Consider the following 11,968-nt stretch of genomic DNA (forward strand, 5'->3'; position numbering starts at 1 on the left):
TCTACCTTCTCTTTTCCATCCAGGAGCCTTTCCCATGACGATCAAATTCTCCAAAGACCACGAGTGGATCAACGCCGCCGATGTCAACGCCGCCGTGGTGGGCATTACCGTGCATGCCCAGGATGCGCTGGGCGACGTGGTCTTCGTGGATCTGCCCGAAGTGGGCGGCCTCTTCGCCCAGGGCGAAGTAGCAGGCGTGGTCGAATCCGTGAAAGCCGCCGCCGATGTGTACATGCCCGTGGCCGGCGAGATCGTCGAAGTCAACGAAGCCCTGCGCGCCGACCCCTCGCTGGCCAACAGCGACCCACTGGGCGCAGGCTGGTTCTTCAAGGTCAAGCTGGCCGACGCCAGCCAGCTGGACGCCTTGCTGGACGAAACCGCCTACCAAGATTTCGCGGCAAATTCTTAAGTTCGATAGTCCTTAATTGATAGCAGCTGGCGCTTGATTGACAAGCGCCAGAGGCTGTTTTTATTCATTAAAACCATGCCCACCCTTGAAGCCCTGGAGAACGCCACCGAATTCCTGCCCCGCCACATCGGCATTGATGCGGCCGACGAGGCGCACATGCTGTCGGTGATTGGCGAGGCCTCGCGCAGCGCGCTGATCGACTCCATCGTGCCGCGCTCCATCGCGCGCCAGCAGTCCATGGATCTGCCCGCCCCCGCCACCGAAGCTGCGGCGCTGGCAGAGCTGAAAGCGCTGGCATCGAAGAACCGCATCCTCAAGAGCTTCATCGGCCAGGGCTACTACGGCACGCACATTCCGGGCGTCATCCTGCGCAACGTGCTGGAAAACCCCGCCTGGTACACCGCCTACACGCCCTACCAGGCCGAGATTTCGCAGGGCCGCATGGAGGCGCTGGTCAACTTCCAGACCATGGTGTGCGACCTGACGGCCATGCCGATCGCCAACGCCTCCATGCTTGACGAGGCCACCGCCGCCGCCGAAGCCATGACGCTGGCCAAGCGCTCGGTCAAGTCCAGGAGCAATGTCTTCGTGGTGTCGGGCGACACGCATCCGCAGACCATCGAGGTCATTGCCACCCGCGCCGCGCCCATCGGCATCACCGTGGTGGTGGCGCGCTCCGAGCAGGAATGGAAGGACGCGCTGGCTGGCGACTTCTTCGCCGCCCTCATCCAGTACCCCGCCACCAGCGGCTGGGTGCAAAACTGGCAGGCCGACGTGGACGCCATCCACGCCAAGCAGGCCGCCGCCATCTTCGCCACCGACCTGCTGGCCCTGACGCTGCTGACGCCCCCCGGCGAATGGGGTGCCGACATCGTCGTCGGCTCCACCCAGCGCTTTGGCATGCCCATGGGCGCGGGCGGCCCGCACGCCGCCTTCATGGCCTGCCGCGACGAGTTCAAGCGCAGCCTGCCCGGCCGCCTGGTGGGCGTGAGCGTGGACGCGCACGGCAAACCCGCCTATCGCCTGGCGCTGCAAACGCGCGAGCAGCACATCCGCCGCGAAAAAGCCACCAGCAACATCTGCACCGCGCAGGTGCTGCCCGCCGTGATTGCCAGCATGTACGCGGTCTATCACGGCCCCGAGGGCCTGACACGCATCGCCCGCCGCGTGGCGCGCTACGCCGCCATCCTGGCCCGCGGCCTGGCGCAGCTGGGCTTTGCCAGCCAGGCACAGGGCACGGCCTTCGACACCATCAGCCTGCGCACCCAGGGCGCGACGGACGCCATCGCCGCCCGCGCAGTCCAGATGGGCGCCAACCTGCGAAAAGTCGGTGACGACACCCTGGGCATCAGCCTGGACGAAACCACCACCCGCGCCGACATCGAGCTGCTGTGGAAGATCTTCGCGAAGGACGGCCAGGCGCTGCCCACCATTGAGGCCATGGACGCCGCCGGTGCACCGGCACTATTCCCCGACGCCCTGGCGCGCACCAGCCCCTTCCTGACGCACCCGGTGTTCAACACCCACCACAGCGAGACGGGCATGTTGCGCTACATCCGCCAGCTGTCCGACAAAGATTTGGCGCTGGACCGCAGCATGATCCCGCTGGGCAGCTGCACCATGAAGCTCAATGCCACCAGCGAGATGATTCCCATCACCTGGCCCGAGTTTGCGCAGGTGCACCCCTTCGCCCCTGCCGACCAGCTGGAGGGCTACCGCCTGCTGGACGAGCAACTGCGCGCCTGGCTGTGCCAGGCCACCGGCTACGCGGGCGTGAGCCTGCAGCCCAACGCCGGCAGCCAGGGCGAATACGCCGGCCTGCTGGCCATCAAGGCTTACCACCAGGCCCAAGGCCAGGGCCAGCGCAACATCTGCCTGATCCCCAGCAGCGCGCACGGCACCAACCCCGCCAGCGCGCAAATGGCGGGCATGCAGGTGGTGGTGACCCAGTGCGATGCCAACGGCAACGTGGACATGGCCGACCTGCAGGCCAAGTGCGAGCAGCACAGCGCCAACCTGGCCTGCGTGATGATCACCTACCCCAGCACGCACGGCGTGTTCGAGACCCAGGTCAAAGAGCTGTGCGCGCTGGTGCACCAGCATGGCGGCCGCGTCTATGTGGACGGAGCCAATATGAACGCCCTGGTCGGCGTGGCCGCCCCCGGCGAGTTTGGCGGCGACGTCAGCCACCTGAACCTGCACAAGACCTTCTGCATCCCGCACGGCGGCGGCGGCCCCGGCGTGGGTCCGGTCTGCGTGGTGCAAGACCTGGTGCCCTATCTGCCCGGCCATGCCGCCGCAGGCGTGAGCGGCGGCGTGGGCGCCGTCAGCGCCGCGCCGCTGGGCAACGCCGCCGTGCTGCCGATCAGCTGGATGTACATCCGCATGATGGGCGCCGAGGGCCTGAAGGCAGCGACCGAAACCGCCATCCTGAGCGCCAACTACATCAGCACCCGCCTGAAAGACCACTACCCCACGCTGTACGCCAGCGCCAACGGTCATGTGGCGCACGAATGCATTCTGGACCTGCGCCAGTTGAAGGACACCAGCGGCGTGATGGCCGAAGACGTGGCCAAGCGACTGATCGACTACGGCTTTCACGCGCCCACGCTGTCCTTCCCCGTGCCCAACACGCTGATGGTCGAGCCTACCGAGAGCGAGACGCTGTTCGAGATCGACCGCTTCATCGACGCCATGATCGCCATCCGCAACGAGATCCGTCAGATCGAAAACGGCACCTGGCCACAGGACGACAACCCGCTGAAGAACGCGCCACACACGGCCGAATGCCTGCTTGGCGCCGAGTGGACCCGCCCCTACCCACGTGAGGTGGCAGCCTACCCGCTGGCCGCTTTGCGCCAGAACAAATACTGGAGCCCCGTGGGCCGCGTGGACAACGTCTATGGCGACCGCAACCTGTTTTGCAGTTGCATTCCAGTCAGCGACTACGCCTGATCGCTGTCGCCCCCGCCGCACCCCAAAGGCCCTACCATCGGGCCTTTGTTGTTTTTGCGTGCCTACCATGCGTCTGCTTTTCTCCCTGCTCGCCTCGCTCGTCCTCGCTCCCGCCGCGCTTGCCCAGACCGCTGCCGTGACCACCGCCAGCGGCCTGGTCTATGAATCGCTCAAGGAAGGCAGCGGCGCCTCTCCCAAGGCCACCGACACTGTCAAGGTGCATTACCGCGGCACTTTTCTGGATGGCAAGGAGTTCGACAGCTCCTACAAGCGCGGCGAACCCACCGAGTTTCCGCTCAACCGCGTGATCCCCTGCTGGACCGAGGGCGTGCAGCGCATGAAGCCCGGCGGCAAGGCCAGGCTGACGTGCCCACCCGCGATAGCCTATGGCGCGCGCGGTGCGGGGGGCGTGATCCCGCCCAACGCCACGTTGAACTTCGAGGTCGAGCTGCTGTCGGTGCGCTAGCGCGGCCCCGCTTTCCGCACCGCCCCCGCCGCAGCCCGCTGCCATGAGCCACCCCGACCTGTCTTTTCTGCTGCGCAGCGAGGCGTCCGCGCCGGGCGCGCCCCAGCCCCCTTTGCCCGCTGCAGAGCAGCCCGAGCGCCGCAGCGCCGCGCGCGCCAGCGGCGATGTGGCCGCGCTGATCGCCGAGCTGCGTGCATCCCAGGCCGAGCTGGAGGCGCAAAACAAGGTGCTGCGCTACAGCCAGGCGGCGGCGGAGAGCGCGTCGGAGCGCTTTGAGGCGCTGTTTTCCAACGTGCCGCTGTCACTGATGGTGGTGGACGAGCACGACATGGTGGTGCAGGCCAACTCCATGGCGCACCGCTCTTTTCAGCCCCACGAGAGCGACCGGCCGCTGACCTCTTTGACGCCCTTCATCAGCCCCGCCCATGTGGATCGCGTGCGCGCCGCCTTCGCCGCCGCGCTGCAGCAAGGCACGGCCGAGGCCACCGAGGTGGTGTTTTCCATTGATGCGCAGCGCTATATCACCGGCGATCTGCACATCGCGCGCATCGAGTCGCACACCGATGGCGCGGCGCCAGCCACGCAGTTTTTGTGCGCGGTGATCGACCAGGGCCCGCTGCTGGCCGAGCGCCAGGCCCTGCAGCGCAGCGCGCAAGAGCTGCAAGAGCGCAACGCGCAGCTGCACGCCAGCGAGCTGCGGCTGGAGGCGGTGATCAACTCGTCGCTGGACGCCATCATCTGCGTGGATCAGCACGAGCGCATCACCGTCTTCAACCCCACGGCGGCCATGCTGTTCCAGTGCGCCGCCAGCGATGCGCTGGGCAGCCCCCTGAGCCGCTTTTTGCCCAATGCGCAGCAGGTCATGGCCTTTGCGCAGCTGACCACCCAGGCCGCGCTGGGCGAGATGACGGCGTGCACCGCCTCCGGGCGCGAGCTGGCGGTGGAAATCAGCGTGTCTTTTGAACGCCATGCCGAGGGCGAGACCACCACCGTTTTTGCCCGCGACCTGACCGCCCGCAAGCGCGAGGAAGCGCGCCGCAGCGTGCTGGAGGGGCAACTGCGCGAGTCGCACAAGATGCAGGCCGTGGGCACGATGGCTGGCGGCATCGCGCACGACTTCAACAACATCCTGCACGCCATCCTGGGCAATGTGGAGCTGGCCAAGGCCGACTGTCCGCCCGGCTCGCTGGTGCACGAAAGCCTGGTGGAGATCGACAAGGCCGGGCGCCGCGCACGCGATCTGGTGCGCCAGATCCTGACCTTCAGCCGCAACGAAGCGCCCAACCGCGCTGCGGTGGCACTGGCCGAGGTGGTGCACGACACCGAGCGCCTGCTGCGCGTCACGCTGCCGCCAGAGATCGACCTGTCGGTGCAGCTGCCCCCCGGCCTGCCGCCAGTGCTGGCCAATGCCACCCAGGTAGAGCAGGCGCTGCTGAACCTGTGTACCAACGCGGTGCACGCCATTGGCGAGAGGCGCGGCCAGATCCGCGTGGAAGCCCGGCTGGTGCAGCCCGACCAGCATCTGCGTGAACGCCTGGGCCTGGCGGCGGGCGACTACGCGGCCCTGCGCGTGAGCGACAACGGCCCCGGCATGGACGAGGCCACGCTGCCGCGCATCTTCGAGCCATTTTTCACCACCAAGCCCGTGGGCCAGGGCACGGGCCTGGGGCTGGCGGTGGTGCACGGCGTGATGCGCACGCACGGCGGCGGTATCGACGTGCGCAGCCACCCAGGGCACGGCAGCGAGTTCACGCTGTACTTTCCTGCCGCGCCCCAGGCGGCAGCCATGCCCGCCACACACAGGACGCAGCACGCCGCCGAGACCAGGGCAGAACACAAGGCTGCTGCGGTGCCCACTGCGGGCGCTCCTGCGGCAGCCGTCACGCCAGCGGGTGGCCGCCAGCGGCACGTGATGTATGTCGATGACGACGAGGCGCTGGTGTTTCTGGTGCAGCGCCTGCTGCGGCGCAGGGGCTACCAGGTCAGCGGCTTTACCGACCCGCACCAGGCCACCGACGCGCTGCGCGCCGATCCCGGCCGCTACGACCTTCTGGTGACTGACTACAACATGCCCGGCTATTCGGGCCTGGACCTGGTGCGCGCTGCCCTGGCCATTCGGCGCGACTTGCCGGTGGCGCTGGCTTCGGGCTACATCACCACCGAGATCGAACAGGCCGCGCTGGCCGAAGGCGCGCGCGCGCTGATCCACAAGCCCAACGACGTGGAGGAGCTGTGCGCCACCGTTGACCGCCTGGCACATGAAGGCTGACATGCCCGCAGCCACGGCCCCGACACAGACAGTGGCCGCCGTTGATTGCGTGTACGCCGACGACACGTTGCTGGTGCTGGACAAGCCCGCGGGCCTGCTATGCGTGCCTGGTCGGGGCCCCGACAAGCAAGATGCGCTGAGCGCACGCGCACAGGCAATCTGGGCCGATGCGCTCATCGTGCACCGGCTGGACCAGCCCACCTCGGGCCTGGTGCTGATGGCCCGGGGCATGCCGGCGCAGCGCGCACTCAGCCACGCGTTTTCGCAGCGACAGGTGCGCAAGCGCTACCAGGCCGTGGTGGCTGGCCTGCTGCAACCGCCCGGCGGCGCGGACGGCCATGGCAGCGCCGACGGTGCCTGGGGCGAAATCGATCTGCCCATTGCCGCCGACTGGGAGCGCCGCCCGCTGCGCGTAGTGCACGCCGATGGCAAACCCAGCCTCACGCGCTGGCGCGTGCTGGCGCACGACCGCGCGCGCAGCACCACGCGCCTGGAGCTGGAACCCGTCACCGGCCGCACCCACCAATTGCGCGTGCACCTGGCAGCGCTGGGCCACCCCATACTGGGCGACATGCTCTATGCCGACGCCGCCACCCAGGCGCGCGCGCCGCGCCTGCTGCTGCATGCCAGCGCACTGGGGTTTGCGCATCCGCTGCATGGCCGCTGGTGCGCCCACACCTGCGAGCCGCCGTTTTAAGCGGGTGAATCGGCACGGGCCGCTGGCCGTTACCATCGCGCGCATGACGCAGCACCTCTTCATCCTCACCGGCGCATCACGCGGCATGGGCCTGGCCATGGCCCGGCAGTTGCTTCAGCCCGGCAACACCCTGATCTGCATGGCGCGCCATGAGCAGCCCGCGCTGGCCACAGCATCCCCCGCCGGGGCGGTACTGGAGCAATGGACGGTGGATTTGTCCCATGCGGCCCAGGCAGCGCAGCAACTGCAGTCGTGGCTGGGCACGCAACCCGCAGACCGCTACGCCAGCGCCACGCTGATCAACAACGCCGGGGTGATTCCACGCATCGCGCCACTGTCTGCCTGCACGCGCGCCGAGGACATGGCCGACCTGGCCACCGCCCTGCGCGTGGGGCTGGAGGCGCCCATGCTGCTGACGGCCGCCTTTCTGGGCGCCACCGAAGGCTGGAGCACATCCGTCCGCCCGGTGGCACGCAAAGTGCTCAACATTTCTTCGGGATTGGGCCGGCGCGCCCTGGCTTCGCAGGCTGGCTACTGCGCGGCCAAGGCCGGCATGGACCACTTCACCCGTTGCGTGGCGCTGGACGAGGCCGCCAAACCCCACGGCGCCAAGGTATGCTCGCTGGCTCCCGGTGTGATCGACACCGACATGCAAGTCCAGTTGCGCGGCGCCAACCCTGCCGACTTTCCGGATGTGCAGAACTTTGCCGCGCTCAAGACTGGCGGCATGCTCACCTCGCCTGCCGCCGCGGCCACCCGCGTGCTGGCATGGTTGCAACGCGCAGACTTTGGCACCAACCCCGTGGCCGATGTGCGCGATGCCTAACGCGCCACTTGTGCGCAATTACTATTATTTTTATAGCTTTTAGCGCTTATTTCAAAAAGGCTAGAGCCATATTTGACGATCAATCAACCACAGCAGGAGAAAACCCATGTCCCGTGAAGTCGTTGTAGTGAGCGCCGTGCGTACCGCCATTGGCACCTTTGGCGGCAGCCTGAAGGATGTGCCGCCCACCGAACTGGGCGCCACCGTGGTGCGCGAGTCGCTCGCCCGTGCCAGCGTCGAAGGCAAAGACGTGGGCCACGTCGTGTTCGGCCATGTAGTCAACACCGAGCCCAAAGACATGTACCTGTCGCGCGTGGCGGCCATCAACGGCGGCTGCGCCGAAGGCACGCCCGCGTTCAACGTCAACCGCCTGTGCGGCTCGGGCCTGCAGGCCATCGTGTCGGCCGCGCAGACCATCCAGCTGGGCGATGCCGACATCGCCATCGGCGCTGGCGCCGAGAACATGAGCCGCGCCCCCTACGCCAGCCTCGCCAGCCGCTGGGGCGCACGCATGGGCGATTTCAAGATGATCGACATGATGGTCGGCGCCCTGCACGACCCCTTCCACACCATCCACATGGGCGTGACGGCCGAGAACATCGCCGCCAAGTGGGGCATCACGCGCGAGGACCAGGACAAGCTGGCCGTTGAAAGCCACAACCGCGCCGAACGCGCCACGGCAGCGGGCTACTTCAAGGACCAGATCGTGCCGGTCACCCTCAAGAGCAAAAAAGGCGACGTGCAGTACGTCACCGACGAGCACTTCCGCGCAGGCTGCTCGCTGGAAGACCTGGCCAAGCTCAAGCCGGTGTTTGTCAAGGACAACGGCACGGTCACGGCGGGCAACGCCTCGGGCATCAACGACGCCGCGGCCGCCGTGGTTCTGATGGATGCCCAGACCGCCCAGGCCCGCGGTGCCAAACCCCTGGCGCGCCTGGTGGCCTACGCCCATGCGGGCGTGGATCCGAAGTACATGGGCATCGGCCCCGTGCCTGCCACGCAGCTGGCCCTGAAGAAGGCCGGCCTGACCGTGAACGACCTGGACGTGATCGAGGCCAACGAGGCCTTTGCCGCACAGGCCTGCGCCGTCTCGCGTGACCTGGGCCTGGACCCGGCCAAGGTCAACCCCAATGGCTCGGGCATTTCGCTGGGCCACCCGATTGGCGCCACGGGCGCCGTCATCACCGTCAAGGCGCTGCACGAGCTGCAGCGCATTCAAGGCCGCTATGCGCTGGTGACCATGTGCATCGGCGGCGGTCAGGGCATTGCCGCAATTTTTGAGCGCATGTAACTTGCAACGCTGCGGCACCCTCGCCCTAGGCGCAGGTGCCGCGGCAGTTGGGCTGCTTCGCAGTCCCGGTTTTTTTCTGAATGACCTCCACCATGCTTCGCCGACACCTTCTTTCGTTGACCGCCCTTGCCTGCGCGCTGTGCGCCGCCCCCGTGCTGGCCCAAGGCAACGCGGCCAACTACCCCAGCAAGTCCATCCGCATGATCGTGCCCTTCCCGCCCGGCGGCGGCACCGACATCCTGGCGCGCCTGGTGGCCAACAAGCTCACCGAAGCCCGGCAATGGACCGTGGTGGCCGACAACAAGCCCGGCGCCGGCGGCACCATCGGCATCACCGAGGCCGTGAAGGCCGCGCCCACGGGCTATGACATCGTCATGGGCCAGAAAGACAATCTGGTCATCGGCCCCTGGCTCTACAAGAACCTGCCCTGGAACCCCACCAAAGACCTGGTGGCCGTGGCCCATGTGGCTTACACGCCCGTGCTGATCGCCACCAGCGCCAACTCGCGCTTCAAGTCGCTGGACGACGTGGTGGCCGCCGCCAGGGCCGCGCCCGGCACCATCACCTATGGCTCGCCGGGCAACGGCACCTCCATCCACCTGGCCGCCGACCTGTTCGAGAAGGCCGCCGGCATCAAGCTCAGCCATGTGCCCTACAAGGGCTCCAACCCGGCGCTCATGGACGCGCTGGCGGGCAATGTGGACCTGCTGGTGTCGTCCCTGCCATCGGCCATGGGGCAGATCAAATCCGGCAAGCTGCGCCCGCTGGCAGTCACGTCTGCCAAACGCAGTTCATCGCTGCCCGACGTCACAACGGTCGCGGAAAACGGCTTCAAGGGGTTTGACGTGAGCACCTGGTACGGTGTGCTGGCGCCCGCAGGCACGCCCGATGCCGTGGTCAAAACCCTGAATACCGAGATCAACAAACTGCTGGCAACGGCAGAGATGAAGTCCGCCATCCACGCCCAGGGCGCAGAGCCACTGGCCATGACTCCCGCGCAGTTCTCCGCCCTGCTGCAGACCGAATACGCGCAGTGGAAGGGCATTGTGGAAGCATCGGGCGCCAAGATCGAGTGACCCCAGGCGCAGTCCGCCTTGCCAAACAACAACGGCTCCCGCGGGAGCCGTTGTTCGTGGGGCGGACGCTGGTCAGAGCACAGAGCCGCCCGCGCAATCGCTCAGTCGCGCACCACCAGCACCGGCACGTGCGTGACTCCCAGCAAACGCTGGGTGACGCTGCCCAGCACCAGTTTTTCCAAACCGCGACGGCCATGCGAGCCCATGACGACCAGGTCGGCCCCCGTGCTTTCGACGGCGCGCTGAATGCCGTCGTGAATGGCATGGCCCTCGCCCAGCATGGTGTTCACCGTGGTCACACCAGCCTGGCTGATGGCGGACTTTGCTGCATCCAGCGCCGCGTTGGCCTCTGCCGTGGCGGCGCTCAGGTACTGGGCCTGCCCGTACGCAAAATCAGCGCCCACGCCCGTGAACGGATAGGGGTCGATCACGCACAGCACCGTGACAGTGCTGCCAAACGATTGAGCCAAGGCCGCAGCCTTGGCAACGGCCTTCATGGATGTCTCCGATCCATCCACGGGAACAAGAATGTGCTGGAACATAAAAACCTCCTGATCAATAGGTGAAAGGCCGTCGGCCTTGTTGCACAACCAAGTGTCGCACCACCGGGCGCTACAAAAAAAGAACGGCGGGATTATTTGGACTCATCACCCAGAAAGCAGCCGCGGCGGCAGGTAATCACCAGGGTGTCGCGCCAGCCGCCCTGGCCATCAGGCTGTATGGGGGTGGTCTCGTGGATCATGCGGGCATCATCCAGCAGCAGGCATGACCACGGCTCGTGAAGCGTGAAGCGCTGTCCATTAGGCCCCCGGGCCTCGAAGATGCGGGTTTCGCCGCCTTTGACGGCCTGGCGTCCCACTAGAAAGACGGCTACCAGATCCACTCCGTCGCGGTGCGCGCCCTCGGGCGTGGGGCGCCCTATGCCGCCTTCGGTGTCAATGCGAAACTGGTGCGCTTCGATGAACCAGCGACAGGTCTGCGCCGCCAGTGCCTCTTGCGCCAAATCCGCCACGGCCCGCAGCAGTTGCTGCCACACGGGCAGTGCCACGGTGGCGTCACGCATGGGCGCAAACCAGCGCAGCATGCCGCCGTGCAGGGCGTTGTATTCCACAGGCTGCCAATGGGCGCGGTGCGGGGCCTGGGTCACCGCACCGGCGTCCACGGTAAAACAGGAATGCCGCCTGCGGCGGTAGCGTCCGCCGTCTTTCAAAAAATCATCGGAGGGCAGATCGGCCCAGTCGGGCTCCAGGGCGTGCAGATCGGCAAGCTTGCAGCCCATCCAGGCGGCCGTATCAGAGGGCTGCAAAACCGCGTAACCACGTTCGCGCAATTGCTGCGCAAGCTGCGACGCCGGGGTGTAGGGCGGAGAAAAAGTGACATGCGCCATACGCCCGAGCTTAACGCCTGGCGACGGCGCTGCCCGCGCAAATCAGTCACCGATCTGATCGACCATGCCCCCGGTCGTGGCCGCGGCTCTCCCCTCGTCCATTGCCACGTCCGTTGCCACGCCCGCCCCGGTCATCGTCACGATGGTGGTCGCGCCATTCGCCACGCCGGTCGTCGCGGTAATGCCGGTCATAGCCGTCACGATCGCCGCGGCGGTAGTCAACGCGCCGCGGCGGCTCCTTCACAAAATACACCGGCTGGCCGCACGCCGCGTATCGTGCGCAGTGCTTGGCCCAGTTTTTGGCATGCCCCGGTGGCACATACATGTAGATGGGCGCGCGTTGCACATACAGCGGCTGAGGCGAGATCACCATCGGCTGCGCATACCACAGCGCTGGCGGCGGACCATTGCCGATATCCACCCTGCCATACACACCGGGGGCGATTTGTCCGCTCACGGTGGCACTGACCTGCGCCTGCACGGGTGCCATGCCCGCGACCAGCGCCAGGCCCAGGCCCAGGCTGGCGAGCAGACGGCGCCCGCCGCCAAGAATCCAGAACTTGAAAAGATATTGAGGTTTCATCGTTGCTTG

Annotated in this window: 11 protein-coding genes; 8 read left to right on the top strand and 3 right to left on the bottom strand. The window is 66.9% G+C overall.

The features are described 5' to 3' along the window. Positions 1 to 34: 34 nt before the first annotated feature. The 8 genes from gcvH (at position 35) to AB7E35_RS10420 (ending at position 9,989) form a co-directional block, all read left to right on the top strand. Entirely contained in the window at positions 35 to 409 is a 375-nt protein-coding gene (gene gcvH, locus AB7E35_RS10385; protein WP_428163592.1) for a glycine cleavage system protein GcvH, read from the top strand. 75 nt (positions 410 to 484) lie between these two features. Beyond that, on the top strand, positions 485 to 3,364 hold the full coding sequence (gene gcvP / locus AB7E35_RS10390) for an aminomethyl-transferring glycine dehydrogenase (protein WP_428167507.1): 2,880 nt from the start codon (positions 485 to 487) through the stop codon (positions 3,362 to 3,364). A gap of 67 nt (positions 3,365 to 3,431) precedes the next feature. Next, positions 3,432 to 3,830 carry an FKBP-type peptidyl-prolyl cis-trans isomerase gene (locus AB7E35_RS10395; protein WP_428167508.1) on the top strand — a complete coding sequence of 133 codons (399 nt, stop codon included), beginning with the start codon at positions 3,432 to 3,434 and terminating at the stop codon, positions 3,828 to 3,830. A 43-nt stretch (positions 3,831 to 3,873) separates the two neighbouring features. After that, positions 3,874 to 6,099 (top strand): PAS domain-containing hybrid sensor histidine kinase/response regulator, encoded by a 2,226-nt coding sequence (locus AB7E35_RS10400; RefSeq protein ID WP_428167509.1) that lies wholly within the window; start codon positions 3,874 to 3,876, stop codon positions 6,097 to 6,099. Between the two features lies 1 nt (position 6,100). Next, complete coding sequence (locus tag AB7E35_RS10405; RefSeq protein WP_428163596.1) at positions 6,101 to 6,796, top strand: RluA family pseudouridine synthase; 696 nt, start codon at positions 6,101 to 6,103, stop codon at positions 6,794 to 6,796. Positions 6,797 to 6,839: 43 nt separating this feature from the next. Then, the gene (locus AB7E35_RS10410) at positions 6,840 to 7,622 is read left to right on the top strand and encodes an SDR family NAD(P)-dependent oxidoreductase (RefSeq protein WP_428163597.1); all 783 of its coding nucleotides are present in this window, start codon (positions 6,840 to 6,842) and stop codon (positions 7,620 to 7,622) included. 106 nt (positions 7,623 to 7,728) lie between these two features. Then, the gene (bktB, locus tag AB7E35_RS10415; RefSeq protein ID WP_428163598.1) at positions 7,729 to 8,913 is read left to right on the top strand and encodes a beta-ketothiolase BktB; all 1,185 of its coding nucleotides are present in this window, start codon (positions 7,729 to 7,731) and stop codon (positions 8,911 to 8,913) included. A 92-nt stretch (positions 8,914 to 9,005) separates the two neighbouring features. After that, positions 9,006 to 9,989 carry a Bug family tripartite tricarboxylate transporter substrate binding protein gene (locus tag AB7E35_RS10420; protein ID WP_428163599.1) on the top strand — a complete coding sequence of 328 codons (984 nt, stop codon included), beginning with the start codon at positions 9,006 to 9,008 and terminating at the stop codon, positions 9,987 to 9,989. A 101-nt stretch (positions 9,990 to 10,090) separates the two neighbouring features. Here the strand turns inward: AB7E35_RS10420 and AB7E35_RS10425 are convergent, their stop codons facing one another. From AB7E35_RS10425 to AB7E35_RS10435, 3 genes are all read right to left on the bottom strand, one after another. Further along, positions 10,091 to 10,531 (bottom strand): universal stress protein, encoded by a 441-nt coding sequence (locus AB7E35_RS10425; RefSeq protein WP_428163600.1) that lies wholly within the window; start codon positions 10,529 to 10,531, stop codon positions 10,091 to 10,093. Between the two features lie 92 nt (positions 10,532 to 10,623). Beyond that, complete coding sequence (locus AB7E35_RS10430; protein ID WP_428167510.1) at positions 10,624 to 11,376, bottom strand: 2OG-Fe dioxygenase family protein; 753 nt, start codon at positions 11,374 to 11,376, stop codon at positions 10,624 to 10,626. 46 nt (positions 11,377 to 11,422) lie between these two features. Further along, positions 11,423 to 11,959, bottom strand: coding sequence for a hypothetical protein (locus tag AB7E35_RS10435; RefSeq protein ID WP_428163602.1), 537 nt, complete (start codon positions 11,957 to 11,959; stop codon positions 11,423 to 11,425). Between the last annotated feature and the right edge of the window lie 9 nt (positions 11,960 to 11,968).

This window comes from Diaphorobacter sp. (assembly GCF_050251835.1).
Taxonomy (GTDB): Bacteria; Pseudomonadota; Gammaproteobacteria; order Burkholderiales; family Burkholderiaceae_C; genus JBFXIE01.

Bases quoted from the DNA above. Each gene is read 5' to 3' on its own strand.
- gcvH (WP_428163592.1), top strand. From the start codon at position 35: ATGACGATCAAATTCTCCAAAGACCACGAGTGGATCAACGCCGCCGAT.
- gcvP (WP_428167507.1), top strand. From the start codon at position 485: ATGCCCACCCTTGAAGCCCTGGAGAACGCCACCGAATTCCTGCCCCGC.
- AB7E35_RS10395 (WP_428167508.1), top strand. From the start codon at position 3,432: ATGCGTCTGCTTTTCTCCCTGCTCGCCTCGCTCGTCCTCGCTCCCGCC.
- AB7E35_RS10400 (WP_428167509.1), top strand. From the start codon at position 3,874: ATGAGCCACCCCGACCTGTCTTTTCTGCTGCGCAGCGAGGCGTCCGCG.
- AB7E35_RS10405 (WP_428163596.1), top strand. From the start codon at position 6,101: ATGCCCGCAGCCACGGCCCCGACACAGACAGTGGCCGCCGTTGATTGC.
- AB7E35_RS10410 (WP_428163597.1), top strand. From the start codon at position 6,840: ATGACGCAGCACCTCTTCATCCTCACCGGCGCATCACGCGGCATGGGC.
- bktB (WP_428163598.1), top strand. From the start codon at position 7,729: ATGTCCCGTGAAGTCGTTGTAGTGAGCGCCGTGCGTACCGCCATTGGC.
- AB7E35_RS10420 (WP_428163599.1), top strand. From the start codon at position 9,006: ATGCTTCGCCGACACCTTCTTTCGTTGACCGCCCTTGCCTGCGCGCTG.
- AB7E35_RS10425 (WP_428163600.1), bottom strand. From the start codon at position 10,531: ATGTTCCAGCACATTCTTGTTCCCGTGGATGGATCGGAGACATCCATG.
- AB7E35_RS10430 (WP_428167510.1), bottom strand. From the start codon at position 11,376: ATGGCGCATGTCACTTTTTCTCCGCCCTACACCCCGGCGTCGCAGCTT.
- AB7E35_RS10435 (WP_428163602.1), bottom strand. From the start codon at position 11,959: ATGAAACCTCAATATCTTTTCAAGTTCTGGATTCTTGGCGGCGGGCGC.